The organism is Pedobacter lusitanus (genome assembly GCF_040026395.1).
Lineage (GTDB): Bacteria > Bacteroidota > Bacteroidia > Sphingobacteriales > Sphingobacteriaceae > Pedobacter > Pedobacter lusitanus.
This window is the reverse complement of the sequence record NZ_CP157278.1, coordinates 5970748-5994919: the sequence shown is the minus strand read 5'-3', so window position 1 is coordinate 5994919 and position 24172 is coordinate 5970748. Positions and strand designations below refer to the sequence as shown.

Annotated in this window: 21 protein-coding genes; 4 read left to right on the top strand and 17 right to left on the bottom strand. The window is 38.7% G+C overall.

Going from position 1 to position 24172, the window contains the following annotated elements; genetic code table 11:
• Positions 1-115: 115 nt before the first annotated feature.
• Both PL_RS25720 and PL_RS25715 read right to left on the bottom strand, forming a co-directional pair.
• Positions 116-607, bottom strand: coding sequence for a discoidin domain-containing protein (locus PL_RS25720; RefSeq protein ID WP_152620282.1), 492 nt, complete (start codon positions 605-607; stop codon positions 116-118).
• Positions 608-707: 100 nt separating this feature from the next.
• The gene (locus PL_RS25715; RefSeq protein WP_041880518.1) at positions 708-1886 is read right to left on the bottom strand and encodes an alpha-L-fucosidase; all 1179 of its coding nucleotides are present in this window, start codon (positions 1884-1886) and stop codon (positions 708-710) included.
• 481 nt (positions 1887-2367) lie between these two features.
• Between PL_RS25715 and PL_RS25710 the strand changes: the two genes are divergently transcribed.
• The gene (locus tag PL_RS25710; RefSeq protein ID WP_348620687.1) at positions 2368-5442 is read left to right on the top strand and encodes a SusC/RagA family TonB-linked outer membrane protein; all 3075 of its coding nucleotides are present in this window, start codon (positions 2368-2370) and stop codon (positions 5440-5442) included.
• A gap of 11 nt (positions 5443-5453) precedes the next feature.
• On the top strand, positions 5454-7124 hold the full coding sequence (locus PL_RS25705) for a RagB/SusD family nutrient uptake outer membrane protein (RefSeq protein ID WP_041880520.1): 1671 nt from the start codon (positions 5454-5456) through the stop codon (positions 7122-7124).
• A 407-nt stretch (positions 7125-7531) separates the two neighbouring features.
• On the opposite strand, the gene PL_RS25700 is transcribed toward PL_RS25705, so the two are convergent.
• From PL_RS25700 to PL_RS25665, 8 genes are all read right to left on the bottom strand, one after another.
• Positions 7532-8452 (bottom strand): NAD(P)H-binding protein, encoded by a 921-nt coding sequence (locus tag PL_RS25700; protein ID WP_235324490.1) that lies wholly within the window; start codon positions 8450-8452, stop codon positions 7532-7534.
• Positions 8433-8840 (bottom strand): hypothetical protein, encoded by a 408-nt coding sequence (locus tag PL_RS25695; RefSeq protein WP_041880522.1) that lies wholly within the window; start codon positions 8838-8840, stop codon positions 8433-8435. The genes PL_RS25700 and PL_RS25695 overlap by 20 nt, the downstream gene beginning before the upstream one ends.
• 14 nt (positions 8841-8854) lie before the next feature.
• Positions 8855-9856 (bottom strand): DUF6268 family outer membrane beta-barrel protein, encoded by a 1002-nt coding sequence (locus PL_RS25690; RefSeq protein ID WP_041880529.1) that lies wholly within the window; start codon positions 9854-9856, stop codon positions 8855-8857.
• 66 nt (positions 9857-9922) lie between these two features.
• Positions 9923-10813 carry a helix-turn-helix domain-containing protein gene (locus tag PL_RS25685; protein ID WP_041880531.1) on the bottom strand — a complete coding sequence of 297 codons (891 nt, stop codon included), beginning with the start codon at positions 10811-10813 and terminating at the stop codon, positions 9923-9925.
• A 53-nt stretch (positions 10814-10866) separates the two neighbouring features.
• On the bottom strand, positions 10867-11376 hold the full coding sequence (locus tag PL_RS25680; protein WP_052496180.1) for a VOC family protein: 510 nt from the start codon (positions 11374-11376) through the stop codon (positions 10867-10869).
• Positions 11377-11446: 70 nt separating this feature from the next.
• On the bottom strand, positions 11447-12511 hold the full coding sequence (locus PL_RS25675; protein WP_082035875.1) for a tetratricopeptide repeat protein: 1065 nt from the start codon (positions 12509-12511) through the stop codon (positions 11447-11449).
• 48 nt (positions 12512-12559) lie between these two features.
• On the bottom strand, positions 12560-13015 hold the full coding sequence (locus PL_RS25670; RefSeq protein ID WP_041880537.1) for a hypothetical protein: 456 nt from the start codon (positions 13013-13015) through the stop codon (positions 12560-12562).
• Between the two features lie 14 nt (positions 13016-13029).
• Positions 13030-13833, bottom strand: coding sequence for a hypothetical protein (locus PL_RS25665; protein ID WP_152620283.1), 804 nt, complete (start codon positions 13831-13833; stop codon positions 13030-13032).
• A 256-nt stretch (positions 13834-14089) separates the two neighbouring features.
• Here PL_RS25665 and PL_RS25660 point away from each other — a divergent pair, with 256 nt between their 5' ends.
• Entirely contained in the window at positions 14090-15673 is a 1584-nt protein-coding gene (locus PL_RS25660) for a Na+/H+ antiporter (protein ID WP_041880540.1), read from the top strand.
• Here the strand turns inward: PL_RS25660 and PL_RS25655 are convergent.
• The 5 genes from PL_RS25655 to PL_RS25635 form a co-directional block, all read right to left on the bottom strand.
• A complete protein-coding gene (locus PL_RS25655) occupies positions 15668-16063 on the bottom strand; it encodes a VOC family protein (protein ID WP_348620682.1) in 396 nt (131 codons plus the stop codon). The genes PL_RS25660 and PL_RS25655 overlap by 6 nt on opposite strands.
• Positions 16064-16452: 389 nt before the next feature.
• Entirely contained in the window at positions 16453-16701 is a 249-nt protein-coding gene (locus PL_RS25650) for a hypothetical protein (protein WP_041880543.1), read from the bottom strand.
• A gap of 44 nt (positions 16702-16745) precedes the next feature.
• Positions 16746-18041: a TolC family protein gene (locus tag PL_RS25645; RefSeq protein WP_041880666.1), complete on the bottom strand. Its 1296-nt coding sequence runs from the start codon at positions 18039-18041 to the stop codon at positions 16746-16748.
• A 35-nt stretch (positions 18042-18076) separates the two neighbouring features.
• Positions 18077-19657 carry a DHA2 family efflux MFS transporter permease subunit gene (locus PL_RS25640; RefSeq protein WP_041880545.1) on the bottom strand — a complete coding sequence of 527 codons (1581 nt, stop codon included), beginning with the start codon at positions 19655-19657 and terminating at the stop codon, positions 18077-18079.
• A 33-nt stretch (positions 19658-19690) separates the two neighbouring features.
• Positions 19691-20740 (bottom strand): HlyD family secretion protein, encoded by a 1050-nt coding sequence (locus PL_RS25635; protein ID WP_041880546.1) that lies wholly within the window; start codon positions 20738-20740, stop codon positions 19691-19693.
• 149 nt (positions 20741-20889) lie between these two features.
• Here PL_RS25635 and PL_RS25630 point away from each other — a divergent pair, with 149 nt between their 5' ends.
• Entirely contained in the window at positions 20890-21333 is a 444-nt protein-coding gene (locus tag PL_RS25630) for a MarR family winged helix-turn-helix transcriptional regulator (protein ID WP_052496181.1), read from the top strand.
• A gap of 64 nt (positions 21334-21397) precedes the next feature.
• Here the strand turns inward: PL_RS25630 and PL_RS25625 are convergent, their stop codons facing one another.
• Together PL_RS25625 and PL_RS25620 are read right to left on the bottom strand one after the other, a co-directional pair.
• Positions 21398-21838 (bottom strand): SRPBCC domain-containing protein, encoded by a 441-nt coding sequence (locus PL_RS25625; protein WP_041880547.1) that lies wholly within the window; start codon positions 21836-21838, stop codon positions 21398-21400.
• A 140-nt stretch (positions 21839-21978) separates the two neighbouring features.
• Positions 21979-23640 carry a hypothetical protein gene (locus PL_RS25620; RefSeq protein WP_348620677.1) on the bottom strand — a complete coding sequence of 554 codons (1662 nt, stop codon included), beginning with the start codon at positions 23638-23640 and terminating at the stop codon, positions 21979-21981.
• Positions 23641-24172: the final 532 nt, after the last annotated feature.

The following is a 24172-nucleotide window of genomic DNA, read 5'->3' as shown; positions in this document are numbered from 1 at the left end:
ACTATACGTTAAATAAGGTAGAAAAACTATCATAGACGGAAAAAAGTTTAAATAACTTATCTATATTCAATTAAATCTTAGCAGAATGGTATGAGAAATCATTCGTGATTCTAAATTATTTTGAATATATATCTACTTTTAAATCAGCCAGTCTATCTAATATATGTAAACGGATATATCGAATATTACACCCCAAAACATGAGCTCCTGCAATAAAAGTTGTCAGGCTTATTTCATTTCTATTATGGCCTGATAGATCCAGATTTTGCCATTCTTTACCATTGACTGAAACACTTATCTTGATTCTATCATCATTTGCTGATAGCCCCAGTCCGGTAACATTTTCCACCTTTCCCAGATCAATTTCTTTCTGGTTATTTTTCCACTCATTGATTTTAATTGGTTCTGTTTTGATTTTAGTACCATAAGCAGGATCATTAAAAATTGAGTTATTGAAGGCCGAAAAAGAAGCACTAACCTTCTTTTCCATAGTAAGTTCAATTATTGTAGCGATAGGAACAGCTTTAATGGGTGCAACGAAATTTAAAGAATCCCCCAGTTGTTTCCATAAAAGTTTTTCCTCCAGATTCAGGAAGGATGCTTTCAAAACCTGATTGCCTTTTATAATCGGGAGTTTCAAATTTCCGGACTTCCAGTTATACACATAAATAAAAACCTTATTCCCTTTGTATGTTGCTCCCCTTTCATTATTCGGCACCCACGGACCGCCTTTTGTGCCATAATAAGCTAAACCATTTTTTTTTAAGCCATTGCCCTATCTCCAGTAATGAATCTTTTTGTTCCGAATCGAATTCTCCATTCCAAAGTGCTCCCCAACTAAGTAATACATTACCATTACCTGCTGCCGAACTGAGCAAATCATGGATTAATAACTTCACCGGTTTTACCGGAGCAGGAGAATATGCCCAGCTCCCATTCAAGGTCATACAACTTTCCCATGAACGTTCCTGATACATACCGATTCGTTGTTCGGGTGTATCAAAATCACCAGGCAGGCTCGCACGATTGTTAATGATAATACCAGGCTGTAGTTTACGAATCATTCGTGTAAGCTTTTCAGCATCCCACATATCAGCAGTAAACATACCTCCCCACCAGCACGCATCAAACCAAAACAGGTCTACTTTACCATATTTGGTACAAAGTTCTCTAACTACATTAAATTGATAATCTATATATTTTTGGTGTGATGGACCTGGTTTAACCTCTTTACCTGGCAAAGGCTCAAAATAAGGTGCATCAGGTATTTGTTTTATTGTAGAAGAATCTACAGGAGCGTAATCCGGATGGTGCCAATCGCGCTGAGAATAGTAAATTCCAAAACGCATTCCAACTTTATGACAGGCATCAGACAGTTCTTTTAGATAATCACGGCCAAAGGGGGTATTTGTGATTTTAAAATCAGAATATTCTGTGTCCCACATGTGAAACCCATCATGGTGTTTTGCAATAACAACGATATATTTCATACCTGCATTTTGGGCAATTTTCACCCATTCATCAGCATTAAATTTCTGTAGCTTAAACAATGAAGGCCATTTTGTCCATACACTGTCGGGGTATGCTCCATGACCACTATCCGGAGCCTTTCTGGTATATACCACAGGCCAGCTCAAATCTTTATTTACATAAGCAGATAATCCAAATGTAATAAACATACCAAACCTGGCATCATTAAACCATTTCATATCTTCAGGCGTCGCAAAATTGCTGGCATTCCACTTCTCTTTTGTAAATCTTTGATATAATTCAGACTTCGGCCTCGGATCATCTTTCAGTACCGACCATTGGCTCATGGCAACAAAAGGGATAAATAATAAAAAAAACAGGCAAAAGCACAGGCTGGTTTTTGTTTTGGTTTTCATCTTGTAAAATTAGGAGAACACTAAACATTTACAATGTAAAAAACAGCTATTCTGATGTATTATGTTCTTATAAAAAAAAGACACACACCATAAGATAATACATTATAACCGTAAGTTATTGCATTGTGGTTATCCTTAAGCTGTTCTAATTTTAAAAATCCTCAAATTGATGACAAGCACCCAAACAGAAAGGAGAAAATGTTTATGTAACAACGCCTGCAATTATAAAGCCGTCAACAATTGCTAATCCACAAATGACCAAATATTAAGATTAACCACAAAAGCTGACCAGAACCATTTGCTTCTAACTAAAAAACCTAAACGTATGAAATTTTTACGCAAAATTTTATGGATGGAATATCGCTTCATAAAAAAGCCCCGGAGGATAAAATACATCTTCCTGTTATTTACACTTATCTTTCTTCAAATCAGTAACCTTGCATTTTCTAATAGTGCATTCCTTAATCTAAACCTTAACGATATGATTGCTATTAGTCAGGATATAAACGTTAAAGGTAAAGTAATTGATGAGAATGGCAATCCCTTGCCCGGCGTAACTATCAAGATTAAAAACACCAAAAACGGTACCATTTCTGATGGCAACGGGGAGTTCAGCCTCAAAAATGTGCCGGAAGATGCTATTCTCTCTGCCTTCTATGTAGGATACACCGCAGTAGAAATCAAAGTTAGTTCTGTTATAACCATTAAAATGATCCAGGAGCCCGGCTTATTAGACGATGTAGTGGTAGTAGGTTATGGAACACAAAAAAAAGTAAATTTAACCGGCGCTATTGCTTCTGTTGATGGCAAAGCTCTGGAGAGTCGTCCCATAACAAATATTGGACAAGGCTTGCAGGGATTAATCCCAAATCTTAATATTACTGTTGGTAACGGAAAGCCCGGATCAGGGTCTGAATTTAATATCCGTGGAATAACTTCAATTAATGGAGGAACGCCATTAATATTGGTTGATGGTGTACAAATGGATCCTAACCTAATTAATCCAAATAATGTTGAAAATGTAACCGTTTTAAAAGACGCTTCTGCTTCAGCAATTTATGGTGTAAGAGCTGCCTATGGTGTTGTATTGATTACTACCAAGAAGGGAAAAAAAAACACCCCGGCACAAGTTACTTATTCATTAGACTATACACTAACCCGGCCAACCAGGTTACCACGAACCATGAACTCGGTTGATTACATCAGGACATTTATGGAAGCAGATAAAACTGGTGCCATATCAGGAGGTGAAACAGCAGGTAATCCGTTTACCGATTTGGATTTACAGAAGGCACAGGAATATATTAATAATCCGATATTGGCAAATGGAGCATATCAAGACCCTGCCAATCCTAATAAATACAGGTATGTCGCCAATACGAACTGGATAAAAGAAACTTACCCAGGATATGCACCCCAAATACAGCATAATATATCTGTAAGTGGAGGAAGTGAAAATACAACCTATATTGGCTCATTTGGTTATCTTAATCAAACAGGTGTACTTAAAGCTGCGAACCAGGAGTATAATAAGTATAATGCCAGTTTAAAATTAAACTCAGCCATACGGCCCTGGTTAAACCTAAATGTAAGTATGCTTTTAAACCGCGTAGATGACAATAGTCCATCAGGTTTAGACTTTAATAATGGAACAATTACACCTATTGAAAGTCTGTTCAATGATTCGCGTTCTATTATGCCTGTGTTTAACCCGGATGGACATTATGCCGGACAAGGAGATTATAGTAATGTTTTGCACATTCTTAATGATAATGGACGGTCTATTACTAAATCAAATGACCTGTGGCTAACCGGAGGCATCGAATTAAAGCCTTTTAAAAATGTAAAAATTATTACAGATTACACCTGGAACTCTTATACCTATAACAACACAACAAATACAAAATCTTTTGACGAATACGGCTTTAACGGTACTTCACTTGGCCCATATCCCTGGACTGCTACCCCGAAAGTATTTGAAGCAAACAATAACGACAGGTATGTTGCTTTAAATTCATACGCACAGTATGAGAATACTTTTGGTGCAAAACATTATTTAAAGGCCATGGTTGGGTATAATCAGGAATTAAAGCAGATTAAGGCGTTTAATGCCAGCGTAAAAAGCCTGATTAGTCAGGATATACCAGTTATTAATCTAAATAGTGATTTGAAACCCAATGTCGGAGGATCAATAGATGAATGGGCTGTTTCAGGTTCTTTCTTTCGATTAAATTATGTTTACGATGGGAAGTATTTACTCGAGATAAACGGACGTTATGACGGGACATCACGTTTTGCGAGAGGACATCGTTATACTTTTCAGCCCTCGTTTTCTGCAGGATGGAGACTTTCACAAGAAAATTTTTTTGAGCCTTTAAAAATAGTTGTTAGTGAATTTAAAATAAGGACTTCATATGGAACTTTAGGTAACCAGCAATTAAAGAATAGTTATCCTTACATCGCCAACATGGATTCCGGAATAGGAAGCTATATTTTCGGGGGTCAACAACAAACAATTGTTTCAGCTCCGGGACTGATCGGCGCTGACTTCTCCTGGGAAAAAGTTACTTCAAAAAATATCGGTATTGATTTCGGCCTTTTAAACAATCGTTTAACCGGTACGTTTGATTATTATATCAGGCAAACAAAGGATATGATTGTTGCAGGAAGCCCACTGCCTACAGTACTAGGTACCGGAGTGCCCAATCAAAATGCTGCAGATCTGGAAACGAAAGGTTTTGAACTAAGTTTAGGCTGGAAAGATCATATCGGTAAAGACTTTACTTACAATCTGGTTGCAGCATTATCAGATTATAGTGCAGTTATTACCCGATTTAACAACCCAAACGGGTTAATTAATAATTATTATGTAGGTAACAAGTTTGGTGATATCTGGGGATTCGAAACTCAGGGATTCTATCAAAGCAATGCAGATGCTGCTAAAGTAAACAATAGTGCAATCTGGGGAGGAACCTGGCTGGCAGGAGATATCCAGTATAGGGATCTAAATGGTGATGGAAAAATTACCCGTGGCAAAGGCACCTTATCTGATCCAGGTGACCAGAAAATAATCGGCAACAGCACTCCCCGCTACCAATATAGTCTTAATGCAACTTTCCAATATAAAAACTTTGATTTCACCATGTTTCTTCAGGGAATCGGCAAACGGGATATTGCCTTAGGCGGAAATTTTTTTTGGGGTTACTCTGATCAGTACGGCGCCCCAACAGAGGCGCTTGTTGGTAATTATTGGACTCCCGAAAACACAAATGCATATTTCCCTCGTTTGCGATTCAGCGGAGGTGGGAATTATCTTGTACAGAGTAAATATCTGCAAAGCGGGGCTTACCTGAGGATGAAACAGATGACATTGGGTTACTCCCTCCCTCAGTCGCTGCTTAACAAAGTAAAGATCAACAGACTTCGCATCTATGCTACTGCCCAGAACTTGTTTGAATTCACAAAAATGTATGAAAATTTTGACCCCGAACAATTTAATCGTATGGAATATGCACTTAACAGAGGAATTTCGTTTGGTGTTCAAATAGGCCTATAATTTAAATCATAATGAAAAGTAATTACATCAGATATATAATCTTTGCAACAATAGTTGTTGCAGGGTTCTCATCGTGCAAACAAGAAGATTTTTTAGATCGTTTTCCAAAAGATAAAATTAATGAACAAATTTATTTCAAGAGCGAAGTCGATTTAAAACTCTATGCCAATCAGTTCTATACTGCTCTCCCAGTCGAATTTTCCAATAACGATAATAATTCTGACAACATGATACCGGGAAATCGGAATACTTTTTTATCTGGAATCTATGTCGTTCCGGCATCAGGTGGTGGTTGGGATTGGGGAAACATTAGATCTTGCAATTTTTTTCTTAAAAGATATGAAAAATCGGAGATACCGGAAGCCGCTAAACAAAAATATGCTGCCGAAGTCCGGTTCTTTAGAGCTTTATTCTATTGGCAGAAAGTTATCCAATTTGGCGCTGTACCTATTCTGGAGCAAGACCTGACAGAAAATTCTCCAGAGCTTTTTGCCTCACAGAACACACACAAAGAAGTAATGGATTTTGTATTGAAGGACCTTGATTTTGCTGTTGCTAATTTAACAGAACCCTCAGCAGAAAATAGACTGAATAAATATGCTGCCTTAGCCTTGAAGGCTAGAATCTGCCTGTGGGAAGGTACTTTTAGAAAATACCACGGGCTTGCTGATGAGCATGTATTTTTACAGGCCACAGCAGACGCAGCGCAGACAATAATAAATTCAAATCTATATGGGCTCTACTCGACAGGAAACCCTGGTCAAGACTATAGGAACCTCTTTATTCAGGATGACCTGTCAAAAAATAAAGAAGCAATACTCTCCCGAATATATATTAGCAATATCAATACAACAAATTATACCAGAGCCATTTCTGCTGGAAATACAGGCTATAGTAAAGATTTTGTAAGATCTTACCTCTGTAAAGATGGATTACCACCGGCTTTATCCCCTTTATATGCAGGAGATGATACACCTGAAAATGAGGTTAAGGATCGTGACCCAAGATATACTCAAACTATTGCCACACCAGGTTATGTCATGACTCAAAACCCGGATGGTACACAGGACAAAATCAGCATACCAAGAGTTGGCACCTCTGCAACAACAACAGGTTATCAAGTGATAAAAGGCCGTTCTTCAGATCCGGCACAGTCTAACGCCAATCAGGAAACCATTGATCGGTTTATTTTTCGATATGCTGAGGTATTATTAAACTATGCTGAGGCCAAGGCCGAACTTGGGCAATTGGATCAAACCGTAGTTGATGTAAGCATCAATAAATTAAGAGCAAGGGCTGGAATGCCAAATATGGTTTTAGCCAACCTGGTTGCTGACCCCAACACGATATTCCCAGGTGTTAGCCTCCCATTACAGGAGATCAGAAGAGAACGTCGCGTTGAACTGGCAGGTGATGGATTCAGATTTAACGATTTACTACGCTGGAAAGCCGGCAAACTAATTGAAAGACCAGAGACTATCCTCGGAATGAAATTAACTCCGGCCTATAAGACCAATTATCCTTCATCACAAGTTTCTGGTATTGCGTTGAATGCAGACGGATATATCAGGGTTTACTCTAATATTACAAACAGATTATGGTATGATAAAATGTATCTGTATCCACTGCCTATCGATCAATTAACATTAAACGGAAATTTAAAACAAAACCCCGGCTGGTAATAAGTCTGGAGTCCAGGTCTGAAGAAGATTAGGAATTAATCTTCTTCAGACCTTTAAACGGGCAAATGAAAAATTTCAAACTTTCTTTAGTTAATACAATTTCACCAGGAGCAATCAATACCTAATTAAATCCCTGGTTCGAAACAAATGAAAGGCAGGCAACACTTCTGAAAGATCAGGCTTTAAAAATGTTGGGGCAACCAGCAGATATAAATAATGCTGTTACATTCAGACTAACTGGATTTCAGGTACTATCATGGATGTAGACGGTGGTTTTAAACTGACGCCCAGATTATGACCTCATAATTAAGATGTTTAACAGTATATCGATAAATATGTGGATCATCAGGTATGTATCAATTAAGACTAGCTTCAGGGTGCCAAATTGGCATCCTGAAACTGATCTCCTAAAATAGGGACTTCCAAACAGACTTTCTTTTAAAAAGATGCCGGCTTTCCTGCAGGTATTCATCCATGACACGTGGTTTTCTTAAAATCAAATCTGTAATCGTATCACTATCCGGTTCAGGAACCCTGATTGCCAGATCATCAAGTTCAATAATATGCCTGGCTAACCAGCCGGGCAATTTTGCTTTGCCGGTTAACTGACTAAATAATTCGTCCGGCGTAATATCCACGTATTCAATTTTACTCCCCGTTACAAGGGAGAGTTTCGCTGCCATTTCCACATTAGTAATTGCCTGTGGGCCCGCAAGAATAACTGATCTGCATTTTAATTCTTCTGTCGCCAGCAAATAATTCACCGCTACCGTTGCCACATCACGGCAATCAATATAATTTCTCTGAGCATCACCTAAAGCCCCGTAAATCTTACCAAAACATTGAATTGTAAATGTATTTCGCTCCCAGTTTTGCATGAATGAATGAGGCCTCAGGCAACAAAATTCATCGATACTCCGGGAAAGATAATCATCTATTTTACGATGCCACTGGCTGACCTCCACTTTGGCCGGTGGCTGAACTATGGGGGCAGACAACTTAACAATTCGTTTAACACCACTTTGTCTGGCAGCATCAATGATGTTAACTTCCTGCTCAACCTGATTTGGAGATGTTGCGGTTAAAAGAAACAATGCATCTGCCCCGATGCAAGCTTCTTTAAGTTGTCCGCTTGAACTCAAATCAGCACTTACATAAGTTATATTCCATAAATCAGTGCCTGTTCGCACAGGATAAGGGCGTTCAGGATTTCTGAGAACCCCTCTGACTAAACAGTCACAACTACTTAGCTGTCGCATGACCTCGGTCCCAACCATGCCCGTACATCCAAAAACAACTATAGTCGGTTTAATTTTTTTTATCATCATAATTTTTCACTTGTTGACGGATCGTTAATATTGCTGCGCCCAGAAAGGCCGAAAATGTTATATTAAAGCGTTCTGACTGAAGTCTGAGTATCGATGCGCACAACATCCCCAAACTCATCATTAACAGAATGATCAGCAGAGCTCTGATTAACTTGTTCTGTGTTAAGACCTGTCTTGCCTCGAACTGCCAGAGGATGATAAAGCTAAATATGGTTGATAATAAGGAAGACAAACCTATAGTCGTGTAACTCGCCATCATAAGTTCAGTTTTCCGGAGAAAAAAACCTGATATAAAAGACATTAAAGCAGGAAACACATAAGAAGGTACGGCTGCAACGACCAGGGAACGCAGACTAAAAGCTGAAGGAATATAATTTCTTTTTTTCATCGGATTTCAATTATTTATCTCCTGCCTATACGATAGGTCAGTGCAGCTTTCCCATAAGCCATATTAGAAACAGAGAAATCATTTACCGTTTTCTGGTTCGTATCGAACAGCTCATAACGATTAAAAAGACCTACCCCACCCTGTACCTGAAGCCAGATACCTCCAATCAGGCGTTGATGTACCTGCAGGCCACCATGAATAGTTGAGAACTGAGCGTAATCGACTTCTTTACCATTATAACCCTGATAATTTTTCAGCTTAAATCTTGTCCAGTCTATTGAACCAGCCAGACCTACCTGAGTGTTTGCACTCACATTATAGAGTACATTCAGCCTTGGCCAATAAAACTGAGCTAACCACTTATTGTTCGTACTTCTGTAATCAACTGATATTCCCGGAGTAATCAAGGTCTCTCCGAAAGAATACAGTGCATGAACTCCCATTCCGATTTCAAGATTCGATTGAGAACCAAATCTTTTAGATACGCCAAGTATCCCGTCCAGAATCAGATCATCAAAGGAAACTGACTTTTTAAAATCCGAAGCAAGTGTTGGCATAGCTATGGCCAAAACAGACCATTTATCTGCAATCGGGCGCCGGATGATAATCACCGATTTTATTTCATGAATTTTATCAATCCGGTTTGGATCATCAATAGTCTTATTGTCATAATGAAAATCCATCAGACGATAATTCAGGTTACTAAAAATGCTTGTCCTGCCAATTTTAAAAGGAGGAACAGGCAGCCATGCATCATAAGTATTCAGTTGAAATTTATTCTCTGACAGAGAACTTCCCGAAGGCAGATCTTTAAAAGTAGCTTTACTATGCGCGGTGACGGCAATACCACCAACATCCTGAATAATCTGGCTATAGCTTTCACTTGAAAAGAGAAGGGTTAAAGTGATGACACAAAGACAAGACCATTTGGTTATACCTTTGTATTCCCACCAATAAGAGGTAATCTGGATATCATTCCTGATATCACCGCTTCTAACAGCAATTAATGTTTTCATTTTCTTTGGATTTAATTATACAAAGGTGGGCTGAAAACAAAGGCCGCTTTAAAACTAAACCACTCTTTACTCGGACAAATCCTGCATAAATGCGGTCCGGTATTCTGATGGAGTTATTCCGGTGATCTTTTTAAAGAGACGTCCAAAGTAACTTGGATCGCCATAATTGAGCTCAAAAGCAACTTCCGCAATACTCTTGGTCAGATCTTGCAAAAGCAGCTGGCTTTGCAGGATACTTACTTTGTTGATCCATTCCTTAGGACTTTCTCCAATAGTTTCTTTAATACATCTATGAAGATAGTTTTCAGAAACAGATAGCTCACCCGCATAAAACAAGATCGTTTTATGATTCAGGTAGTATTTGTAAACCAGCTCTTTAAAATTGAAAGTAATTTCAGCACTTCGGCTCATACTTTTATTCAGCTCTTTACTTGAGGCAAATATTTTCTGGAACCCTGCCTGCAGCAGAGAATAACAGACACCAAGGTTTGGATTTGGGTAATAAATTTCAATGCTTAACAGACCAAACAGAGAGGTTAACCACGTACTGGTCTCCTGCGATAAATGAATAACTATATTGGCGGAAAAGAGTTTGATGAGCTCCTGTTTTGACAACAACTGATTGAGTGTCTGGTCTTCAAATAAAATGATGTGCCCGGTAGCATCCGGGCTCACCTCCTTTAATGAAGTTACATTCCCCTGCCTGACAAATAAGATTTCATTCTCCTTGATTGACACCAGGTTAGCATCGACCTGCTGTTTTGCACTTCCTCCCGTAATATGCACGATGAAATTGTATTCAGGCCTGTGCAACGGTGTGGGTACTTTAATGAAACCAGAAGTCTTTTCTATATTATGTAGCTGAACAGGCGTCTTTAAAACCGCAAAATCAGCCGACATTTCTGACATATACTGCCCTCTGAAATCCGTTGGAGTTATTCTCTTTATTTTAGTCACAGCACAAAATTAGCAGCATATATGATATGAAGCGTAAAATTCATCAGATAAACCTATCTCATCTTCTCCATTTGTTTAACAGCGATCCACCCTTCCGGCGTAATGCCCATAATCTCGGTAGCAACGCCCAGCGTCTGATAGGTATCAAAGAAAGCCATCCTTGCAATCGGATGATCCACTTCGCTGATCACCTCATAGCCCTGTTCCCGCAGCTCACTGGTCACCCGGACAAAATCACTAACCGGTAAACGAAAAGCCATATGCTGTGTCCCTCCGGCGGGATACCGAACCAGATAATCGTGAAACATACTCTGACCGGAAACCGGCTGCACGAGTTCGATGAAAGTACCTCCGTTATAGGTTTGTGTAGTCAGCCAGTCACCCTCCACAACCTGGCCATAATAAGTCATATCCAGATCCTGCGCACGAATATGTTCCGGTTTAGGAAAGCCGGCAATCCCCAGCGCATGGCTAAGGAATTTCACAGCTGCATGAATGTCTGGCACTACCCAGCCGATTTGAGCCAGCTCAAGACCGGCAATGGTATTGTTGATACTGTCCATACGCGTTTACTGTTAGGTTAAGAATGAACAAAGTTAAAAAGGAAAGGTTTTACGCATCAGGATCTGATAGCTATTTTTCCAGTTCTCTGGCTTTCTGAAAATCAAGTTCTGCCAGTTTATCTTTCCTTAATTGCTGATAAACCTTTCCACGGTAGTTGTATCGCTCAGCATCTTTCGGATTTAATTCTATGGCTCTTGTATAATCTTTAACAGCCAGCTCATATTTTTTGTTCAGATCATAAGCTCTTCCACGATTATAATAGCTTTTATCATCTTTCGGATCAAGTTCAATGGCTTTATCCAGATCTTTATAAGCTAAGTCATATTTTTCACTACGCACATAAGCTTTCCCACGATTGCCATAATATTCCTTGTTATCCCCTGTTGCCAGTTCAATTGCTTTGCTGAAATCTTTGATGGCTGATTCAAATTCATTCTTCATATAATAGAGCCCTCCCCGATTGTTATAGTTTTCCGGATTCTTCTGGTCTAATGCTATTGTTTTGTTGAAATCCTGTATAGCCATACTACTATTGTCCAAAGCGACATAGGCACCTGCCCTTAATATGTAGGACTCCGGATCTTTAGGGTCCAGTTCAATTGCTTTTGTTGCATCTGCGATTGCCCTTGCAGGATTTTTATCAAAAAAGTAAATACGGCCGCGATTACGATAAGACAAAGCCTTATCAGGATTAAACTCAATTATTTTTGTATAATCATCAATAGCCAGTTTATATTTTCCCTGATAGAAATAAGCTTCCTGCCGAAGAACCAGATATCTTCCCTGATTCTCGTTATAATCTTTTGCTCCCTTTGGAGTAAGTACTATTGCTTTGGTTAAATCATGAATCGCCGGCTCATATTGTTTTGTCTTCAGATAAACATAACCACGCAGGCCAAATGCCAGTGCAGACTCCGGGTTAATCTCAATAGCCTTATCCAATGCCGGGCCTGCATTTTCATAATCTTCTTTTAAAACATAAGCATAGCCAAGCCCGGCGTATGCTGAATCACTGGGGTTGAGTTTGATAACCTCCGTAAAACTTTTGATCGCAGCATCGAAATTCTGGGCATAAACAGATGAGGCTATCATCATCCCTGTCATTATTGATAACAGTCTTATTAATGATTTCATGCAATATTTTTTTTCTAAAAACAGAAATTCACTATTTCAATCCTAATTTTATCGTGCCCGAACCAAAAACTGTAATTCTTCTACCGTCAGCTCACTTTTATTAAATGAAATCAGATAACGACGGGGTTCGTTCAGGACAAGGTACACGGCTTTATCCGTAATATCAATCTTTTTGATCCAGCTCCATTCTTTTGTTTCCACTATAGCTTTGTTTCTGTGCCTGATGATAATGTTCTGTTCATTAAATTCTATATCTGCATCAAGCCCGTTTCGCTTTGCCAGTGCTTTTGAGCTGAAATAATATAAGGGAACTATAACCAGGAGATCAAAACCAGCAAAATAGATCAGGGCTGACAAAACGAATCCCAGTCCCGATACAGGAAAAACATAAGCAATCATAAATGTGCTTATCAAATACATCCATCCACTCTTTTTAAAAAAGAAATATATCTTGGCCCGGAGTATAGTTTTATAGTTCTGCTGTATTCTCTTTGTAACTATCATCTTATCAGATCAACTCAATTGCAGTCATAAGTAAAATCATATTTAGTACTTTTCGTGGTTGTACTTTTTACAATCCCGTTTTCAGAACGACGGTCAGTATTAACATTGTCTATAACAACATAATTCCCTTTTGCATCTTTCTCAAATGTGAAAACAAATATATCCTCAACTTTATGCTTTACGCCGTCATTTGAGGTATACTCCAAAATTTTATTCATTTTACTTACCATATTTTTAGACATTTTCCCCAAAAACTGAACTGGAATAACTTTAAGCCTTTCGAAGAAATAAGCGGGAGGACTTGCCATAAAAGCACCATAACTATTTAAATCTGCGCTATACGCTAAATTGTAGCTTTCTGAGCCACCACTACCATTGGTATAAAGCTGAGATATCGTAGTTAAATTATCCTGAGTATATTTCAGTTCATACCTGGTATTGATCTTATCAGCAACGTAAAACTCCACCTTACTCAGATAACCCTCCGGATTATATGAATACAGTTCATAACTACTTCCGCCATCGGTATATTTCGTAGCCCTGCCATCAGTCAGCGTAATTTCGGATTTGATTTCATTAATATTAACGTTGATTTTGTCAGCAGCGTAAGTATATGTAATGGCATTATCTCCTGATTTCAGCTGTGAGATTGTTCCATTTTGATTATAGGAATAAGTATATATCCCTCTTGGCTGCTCGTTTTCATAGTTCTTAAACGTAATTACTTTGCAATCATGGCTTACTGGATCTGCGTTTCTGCTTTTTTTACAGCCGGGAATTATAATTACCGCCATTATTATCATTAGTTTTAATTTCATATTTGATTTTTTAAGGAGAATGTAAATCCATAAGGAATTGGCCGGTTTGATGCCAGATGCCTTAATCATACAGGCAAATAACATCAATATTAAAATTACCCGCAATGAATAATTGCCGCTGTAGTCTATTTGTAGTCGGGAATCTACCTGTTTTCCCTGCTATGCTGTATGAACCGGACAACCGGAAATTTCCGCTTAATTAGCTCAATACTCTCTTTTTTTTTTATAAATTGACTAAACAAGCCGAATCATTATAATGCATACCATTTTACCTTTTCTACTTGCCATGATAGCCGTGATTGTGCTATTGAATATGTGGGCCGCCAAACTCAAAATTGCTTACCCTATTCTATTAGTCATCGGCGGATTACTAATCAGCTTTATACCTGGCTTACCCAAGGTGAAAATTGACCCGGATCTTATATTCTTTATATTTCTTCCACCCCTGCTCTCGGACGCTGCCTGGTCCATCTCTTTTAAGGAGATGAAAAAATGGTGGCGTATTATCGGAAGTTTTGCTTTTCTGGTGGTCTTCTTTACCGCACTGTCTGTAGCTATAGTCACCAACCATTTCATTCCCGGATTTACCATTGCTTTAGGTTTTCTGCTTGGAGGAATTGTGTCTCCTCCAGACGCAGTCAGTACCGGAGCTATTACCAAATTTGTAAAAATCCCCAAATCTACTTCAGCCATTTTAGAAGGAGAAAGCCTATTAAATGACGCTTCTTCACTGATTATATTCCGTTTCGCACTGGTGGCAGTTGGCACTGGCCAGTTTATCTGGCAGCAGGCAACACTCAACTTTTTGTGGATGGTAATTGGTGGTGTGGGTATTGGTTTATTGTTAGGCTGGATATTTGTCCAGGCACATAAACGCCTCCCAACAGATGCTCCCTCAGATATAGCGCTGACCATCATTGAACCTTATCTGATGTATTGGATTGCGGAACAGGCCCATAGTTCGGGGGTGCTGGCCGTAGTAAGCGGTGGATTATTTATGTCTGCCAGAAGAATGCTTTTTTTAAGCAGTACCAGCCGTATCCAGGCATTTAGTGTATGGCAAAGTTTCATCTTCATCCTGAACGGTATTGTTTTCCTGATTATTGGACTGGAACTTCCGGAAATTACAGATGGATTACACTCAAAAGGCATTCCTCTGAGCACTGCTATCGGTTATGGTCTATTGGTTACCGGGATTTTGATTGCAGCCCGTATCATCAGTTCTTATGCAGCTTTAGTCGCCACACTTATTTTTCGCCCAAGTGTAGCTCCCGCGGCATCTTCCCAAAGGATGCGTTTGACAATGCCTTTATTGCTGGGCTGGACTGGTATGCGTGGTGTCGTATCGCTGGCTGCAGCATTAGCCATACCGGTAACTCTGGATAACGGAACTGCCTTTCCCAGCAGAGACCTGATCTTATTTATAACATTCGTTGTCATTTTACTTACACTTCTGGTACAGGGCCTTACTCTTCCCTATTTCATCAGACGCACCAGTGCCTTTGGAGAAATATTCAATCAGGAAAGTGAAGAATCCGCCAGGCAGAAAATGAAGCAGGGTATCAAACAGCATGCCTATCAATTTCTTAAAAACAAGTATGACAATGAATTAAACGGACATGCCGGCATGGAGAAATTCTTAAAACATATGGAAGAAAAGGCTAAAGCCACAGATGACAGCTGGATGAATGAAAAAACGAAAACAATTTTTATCGAGCTGCTTGAAAGTCAGCGGCAGTATCTTTCAGAACTGAATAAAGACGTTTCTATTAACGAAGAGCTCATTCGCCAGCAGTTGTACCAGATTGACCTGGAGGAAGAAAGGTTAAAAATGTTATAATAGCTCTATAAGTTGAATATTATTTCCACAGGTATCATTGAGAACAGCAATTTTCACCATTCCCATTTCTGTTGGTTTTAGTCTGAATTCCACTCCGAGTTTGATCAGTCTTTCGTACTCCTGATCAACATTATCGACATTGAACTGGGTATAAGGAATTCCAGCTTCAAAAAGAGCTTTCTGATAGGTTCTGGCAGGTTCAAAATGATCTGGTGATGGCTCTAACAAAACTTCAGTCCCGTCTTGATCCTCTTTAGCCACCACAGTTAACCACCTGTTATTTTCGCTGACCGGCACATCCGTTTTTTTTACAAAACCTAATTTCTCTGTATAAAATCTCAACGCTTTTTCCTGATTCAGCACAGGAATACCTATAACTTTTACCTTCATTTGCTTTGATTTTAGTTATCCCAGGAGGCAGTTCAAATGAGCCCGTTTCCCAGGTTCTGTCTGTTATATCGCGTTGCTCCAGCATAATTTGTGTACCGTTCAAACCAAGATAAGCAAATCCTTGTTCAGGACGGTCATAAAGTATAGAAAAGCCGATCAGATCACACCAGAAAGACAAACTTGCTTTAATATCTGTTACAGATAATTCAGGAACAAGACCTGCCGGTCTATTTATTGCATTTAACATATCTATTTAGCTTCGGATAAATAGCCAAAGCCCAGAATCAATTTAAGCAATGAGCTGAATAAATAAACCATCAATTGAATAGCTTATTTATTCAGCTCAAAAACACCAGCATCCATTGCAGGAATAAACTCATGATTTATAGTCAAGTTTTTCTTTCAAAAACCCCCAGCACAGCGGCACTCACTTCTGCCCTTTCCAGATCCAGAACAAGTTTTTCACTGATATCTTCACGGCATACGACGCGAAGAATCTTATCAATATCATCCAGATCCTGACTCCATTCAATCACACTGCTGAAATTAGTAATCGCATTTTTAATGCTGTCCAAATCAAATGGAGCTTTTATTGCTGTTGAAAGGACTAATACAAACTGAGACTTGTTTTTTTTCATAAGACATTAGATTAAATTTCTGTGCTGGTTAATCAGGTTGTTATTTACCAGTATTTTAAACCAGTTAGTTTTGCGATGGTCAGCTGTGCAACACATAACTGATATTTGTACCGTAAATTGGTTAATTCTGCTTTTTGAACATTAGTACTTGCATTAGTCAGTTCCAGATTAGTTCCTATTCCATTTCTATAACGGCTATGCGCAAGCTTTTGAGCCTCCTTAGCCTCTGTCACCTGTCTTCCGGAATTCACCAGACTGGAGGTATTACTGGTAATGTCAACCATAGCCTGCTGAATATCTTTGCGGTAACTATTACTCAGGCTTTCTTCAGAAAACTTAGACTGTAAAAGCTGACTTTGGGATAACCTCACCTGTTTTCTGGCCCTTCCACCCTGATAAATTGGAATATTCAGTGTCACACCAGCAGAATAATTATATCTGAATTTATTAATATCAGGTGTAAAACCATTTTTGTAACCGGTTCCACCACTCATAACCAGGGAGGGTTTACCATTGGTCTGGCTTACTTTAAGTTCCGCTTCAGCCTGCTCAATCCGGGCCTTAATCAGTCTGAACTCCGGATTATTATTTTGGGCCTCAGCCAATGCTTCATTCAGATCATATTTATTCTGTGCCGGGAAAACAAAATTTGAAGAGCTGGCTTTAATCCTTGCTCCTGTTGCATATTCCATTAAGGCATATTGCTTGTTCAGGTCATTTTGTAAATCTATCTTACGATTTCCTTCCTGATCAATGCTGGATTGAATAGAAAGTACATCATATTTTAAGGCGTCGCCGTTTCTGAACTTTATCTCTGTATCTTTTTTATTGACTTCCAGAAAGTTCACTACACTATCCTGTATAGCAATAGCTTCCTTCAGATAAGCAATCTGATAGTAAATACTGCTAACCTGAAACGCCATCTGGTTCCGGTTAAATTCCAGGTTTTCTTTTGCGTATTGCAAACCTGCTTTAGCGCGATCTACCCCCGCCTTAACCACACCAAAATCCCACAGGGTATAGTTCAGATCAAGCGATGCACTATAATTACTTTTAGGCATGATCTGAAATTCCAGCATGCTGTTACCTGCCGGAATACTGATTTCAGAAACAGGATTTATATATCTGTAACTTCCGCCTGCCTGTATAGAAGGCAGGCCCGCAGCTTTGGCCAGTGCGATACGTTGTTGCTCAACATCCACGGCCTGTCCTAATTCTTTAAACTGAGGAAAATAGACAAATGACTGATTAATCAGTGTTTTGAGATCTGCTTCATTCTCCTGCGCATGCAAAGCAAAAGACAGAGAAATCAGCGATATAATAAGGAATAACTTTTTCATGTTTTTTTGATTAATAACAATTTGCGGCATGCCTATTAATGTGCTGCAGCAGCGACTTTTGCTCTTGTTTCGGCATCCATCGTTTCATTTTTTAGCAGTAGCATAAATGGAATCGTGCAGACAAAGAAAATAGCGATCAGCAGAAAACCGTCTAAATACGCCTGCATCTGTGCCTGATTGGATAAACTATGATCCAGTGCTCCATAAGCGGCTTGTTTAGCTAATGATGGATTAACCCCTTTAGCAATCATTCCCTGTGACAAACCATTCAGTCTTTCGGTTAAAAGCGGATTATTTCCCTGTAGGTTGGAGACCAGATCTGTCCGGTGTGTTGCATAACGGTTGGTAGCATAAGTATTCATGATTGCAATACCAAATGCTCCTCCAAGCTGCCGGAACATATTGTTGAGTGAGATACCATAGGGCATATCCTCAGGTTTTAATCCTACAACTGCCTGACTTAACAAGGGTACGGTTAAACAACCCGTGCCTACCCCACGACAAACCTGGGTAATAATAAACCACCATTTATCAGCATCCGGAGCAGCCTGCGAAGATGTATATCCATGTAAAATGAACAGTATAAAACCCAGAGTCACAAAGTATATTGGTTTTATGCCTTTGCCCAGACCTGCACCAATAAATGGCATTGCAAATATGGCTACCAATGCCCCCGGAATCATAGACAAACCAGATTCGGTTGGCGTATACCCCATTACCCGCTGGACCATGACCGGGAACAGATAAACCGAGCCGAATAATCCGAAACCACAAACAAAAGTCAGAATATTACTCCCGATCAGGTTCCTGCTTTTCATGACCTTCAGGTTGATTGCCGGGTTTTTAGTAGTCAGTTCCCACCAGATAAACAGCCCCAGACCTAATACAGCAGCAGCAGTCAGATAACGAATAGCTTCATTCTCAAACCAATCGTCAGACTGCCCTTTTTCCAGAATGTACTGAAGGGCACCAACCCCAATTGTTAATGATAGAATACCGATATAATCAATTGAAATTGATTTCTTATCAATATTATATTCATCAGCTTTCTTATCTACAAATTTCCAGGTCAGTAAAGCAGCAGCTATCCCGATAGGAATATTGATATCAAATATCAATGCCCAGTGATAATTATCTACAATATAACCGCCAAGTGTGGGACCAATTGTTGGCCCGATAACAATCCCCATTCCGAATATACCACCGGCAATACCTTTCTCTTCAGGTTTAAACTGGTCAAACAGGATTCCCTGCGAAACAGAAAGCAATGCACCACCACCTATTCCCTGTACAAACCTCCAGAATACCAGCATCCATAAAGAAGATGAATTGCCACACATGTAAGAAGCCAGAGTAAACAGGATAATTGAGGCCAGATAATAGTTCTTTCTGCCAAAATAACGACTCAGAAAGCCTGTTAAGGGAATAATGATCACGTTTGCAATCGCATAAGCAGTCACTACCCAGGAAGCATCCTCAAGCGTTGCTCCCAGGGTTCCGCTGATATTATTCAGCGCCACATTGACAATCGAAGTATCAATCAGCTCCATTATTGCAGCGGTGATACAGGTGATTACAATGATTATTTTTATGAATTTATTTCTTTCGCCTTCCATCTTAAAATCTGGTAAAATTGAAAATATCCATACCTATTTTACCTTTACATCAATATCAGCGCTCAAACCAGCTTTCAGCATGCCTTTAACTGTTTCCGCTTTATTGATCTGAATAGTAACCGGAACACGCTGGGTAACCTTAACAAAGTTTCCGGTAGAATTATCTGGTGGAAGCAAAGAAAATTTCGCTCCTGTAGCATCACTGAAACCCGATACCGTACCTGTAATTTTATGATCCGGGTACCCGTCTATAACGATATCTGCCTGCTGTCCTACTTTCATATGCTCAATCTGGGTTTCTTTGAAATTGGCAACTATCCAGTAATTATCATTACTCACCAGGCTGAACAATTGCTGCCCGCCCTGTACATACTGCCCGCTTTTAAGATTGGTTTTACCCAGTTTACCACTGGCTGGAGCTATAATCTTTGTATAACTTAAATTCAGCTTTGCTTTGGCAAGTGCAATCTCACGCGCAGCAATATTTGCCTTTGCCCGCTGGATCTGCGCATTTGCATTTCCAGTCTGTGTACCTGCCTGTCTGAGTTTACTTTTACTTGAAGCCAGCATCTGAACAGCAGTCTGATAGGCCGACTGACTTCTTTCGTACTGTCTTTGCGTAATTGATCCTTCTTTAAATAAGGATTCATCACGGGCTACATCACGCTTTGCCTGTTTAAGTGTCACTTCTTCTACACTAATCCCTGCTGCAGCAACATCCTGATCAGAGCCGATTGTAGGAATTTGAGCTTCAGCACTACTCAGCTCAGCTTTTGCGGCTAAAAGATCAGCTTCAGCCTGTTTTACGGCGAGTACATACTCACTGTCATCAATTACTACTAGGGTATCTCCTTTTTGTACCTGCTGATAATCTAATAGTTTAAAATCATCGATATAACCGGAAACTCTGCTCAGTACAGGAACAGCATTTGATTCAAGCTGCGCATTATCAGTACTCTCATGAGTTAGCGCATGTGTAATTTTGGTAAAAGCGAAATACACGACAAAAATGGCTATAACACCAATAATCGATAATCTGACAACTTTTTTTGAGGAGGATGGGGTTTGTTCTTCTGGTTCCATAATATAAATTTAACGGAACAAATGTAAACCAAGTTGACTATATTCGTCAACTTAGTTTACTTATTTTATTGACAAAATAGTTAATTTTAGATTTAAATGACATTACTCGTTTGAGCCAAATAAGTAATATTTATATTAAATTTGCAACTATGGAATATGCGCAAGATCCTGAAAAATTAATTTTCAAACACCTTTATATTTTAAAAAGGTATACTGATAAAGGAGTTATCTCTTTAATGCCCAGTGGATATAATATGACCTATATGCCTTATTTTATGAGTATTGGTCATACCGGTATTTCTAACCATGAGCTTGTGCAAAAGATCATGGTAACCAAACAGGCTGTCAGTAAAACAGTAAAGGAATTGGAAAGACTCGGGCTGGTCTATTCCAGAAAAAGTGAAACTGACGCAAGATCAATCATGATTTTTTTAACCGGAGAAGGAAAGACATTGTATGAAGCTATTTCTGAAATGGCCAATAAAATAACCGGAGAATACGTCAAATTAATAGGCGCAAAAAAATACGAGCAGTTCATAGATACATTCATCAAAATTTCGGCGTGGCATGAAGCTCAGGAAAAATTACAATAAACTACATCTGAATCTAAGCAGAATCAAATGTAGTTTATATGCTATTATAAAATAACCTGGTTTTTTATTTCTCAGCCAGTTCTTTTGCCTTTTGTAAGGCCAGAGGCCAGGTACTGTTCATATACTCTAAATAATCTTCATTCATATCCATTTCCACCAGCCACAAAGTCTGATTACTATTAACCACTTTAAGGGTATAATTTTCTAAAGCATCACCCCATTGCTCCCCCTCATAGGTGGTTGTATCTTCTACCCCATCTTTCACCTCTCCAAGATGATGAATAGATAAAAACTTACCCGGAATACTTTCTGCAATTTCTGAAACCATTCCATTTCCTTTACCATCCGAAAAAATGGCCTTGCTTCCTTTCTTCCAATCAGTTTGAGCTGTCGAACCTTCAGCAAAAGGTGCAGTCCATAATTCATAGCTGCCTTTTCCGGTAATTACGTCCCAGACTTTCTCTGGTGTGGCATTAATTATAATGCTGTATTCTACTTTTTTCATAGCTTATTTCTTTTTCTTAAAGTTAAGGCCTGCATTTAAAATCTCTAAGGGGTAGTGACGCCATTATTAGGAGCAATTTGCGACAAAAAAAAGCCCTACATTTCTGTAAGGCTTTTTTTTGTCAGCATAAAAGATATTCGCTAAAAGTTTGCTGTATTAATTTTACTGCCATGCCAGCCACCATTTTTCTTGGCAATACCGTACATCAGCGTTTTGAATTCCTGTGGTTTTTTCAAAGAGCTCGGAGAAGCGCTTGGGCTAATCTGTCCGCTGGAATTAATAGTAAATCCAATCTGGAATCCCCAGTCAAAGGTTTTACCTACATCATCCGTATTATATCTATGGTCATAGAACGTTTTTGCCACCATCAGTTTACCCAGTGGAACCGCATTATAAGAATAAGTAATTTTGTTATCAGGTTTGGAATTACCAATTGATTGCCAAAGATTTCCTAATCTTTTAACTGCTTCATTCCAAAATAACTGATTAAGCTTTTCATGTGACAACTGTTTGTTTCCGGCTTGAAGTGCAGCATATAATCCTTCGTTTATGATAGGATTATAGCCCATAAAATTGTAAGGAAGAATATCTTCAATATAGTAGTCGTCCTTAAAAATACGTGGATAGCCTTGTGTGCTAAAACCAGTCATTGAATAAACACCAGGATAACCTGTTTGTGCCCAGTAAGTATTCGCATCAAAAAGATATCTGTTGTTATTGCTATAAATTGTTGTAATTCTGTTTTGTGTAGGTGCAGGATTAAAATAAGAAGAATAATCATAATAAAAGGTACCGCTTATCACCCCTAACCTGATTTCATCAGCATTCTCTTTTCTCCAGAATCCAGTCCAGCCTCTATACTGATGCTTCACTTTTACCCCAAGATTATAAGCCAGATAATAATTATAATTATATGCTTTAGTTTTAACTCTGCGTCTGCCTTCATATTTATCTACACACATATCAGAATCTCCAAATAAACTTTGGAGAAACGTGGTATAGGTAGAGCAATTTGATAAAGAGTTAATAAAGTTAGCCATCTGAACATTAGGATCCACTACCGGCGGAGTATTTCCTGATGAACCTCCTCCTCCTGAAGATCCTCCTCCATATCCCGCTCCCGGATAATAAGAGATGTCGTCTCCAGGTACCATAAGAGTTAAATTAAGAGCAGGACGAGAAGAGATATAGTCCTTTTGTACTGCCGGATCAGTAGAATAAAGCAAATTGTCTGATATATTTGACTTTTCCAGGTATTTTACCAATGCTTCATATTTTTTTTCATTGACAATAAACAGACCAACATCGGTATACTTATAAATATCACTGCCTATCTGAATTTCACCATTACTGTTTAACAGAGCAGAAAAATTATCATCTCCAATGATCATATCCAACTGATCTATGTCATTAATCATTCCTTCAATGTTTTCTACTCTTCTGGGGCCTTCTTTAGTAGCCATAAACCTTGGGTTCGCTTTTAATGCCTTTAATCTCTCCTGAGTTTTTTCATAAATAATTTTTTCATTTTCTTCGGTTACTACCGGACGCAGTGAAGTAATACCTTTTTCATCAACAAATGAAGCAACTTTATCATCTTCGGCCTCTTTTAATTCATCAAACAAGGTTTGAAAGGATTCCTTATCCGTAAAATAAAGCCTGCCGTTGACTACGGTCTGGTTAGCCGAATTTGTCTGATTTGATCCTCCACCTGATGACTTTGTGAAGTTGTCCCGCTTACAAGAATAGGCCGATACCAATAAGCCTAAAATGCAAATTTTTAAGTAGTTTTTTGATCGCATAATTTTTTGGTTTAGGTTAATTTTATTATTACACACAAGTGTGATATAAATATCATAAATACGACTTTATAAAACAATAGTTTCAGCTTAGATAATGCAAATAATTTATAATTATGATATAATCCTGAAACCGGATTACTCTATTTCTACATGTATATGCTATTTTAATCCCCGATTTCGATCGAAAAACCAAGACTCACAAAGCCCGATTTAGCTTTAGAACAAAAATTCTTCAAGATAATGAACCAATAAAAACTGATCAATATTACTTTCGATATGACTAGATTAAAAAATGTTCATTAGTTATCATCAGACTAAACAACTACTAATGAAAATAAAAATACATGCACCTAAAAAGAATATGCGTCCGGGGCCTTAGCAAGATAAGATAACTCTTTTAATCCGGCTTCTAAAGAGCAGTATAACTCCTTGTATAAGAGTCCAGCTTGATTTTAATTTTATCAGAAAAGTCACTAATACTGTTAAGCAAATTCATTTTCAACGTAAATAATTTACCTGTTAAAAAAACTAA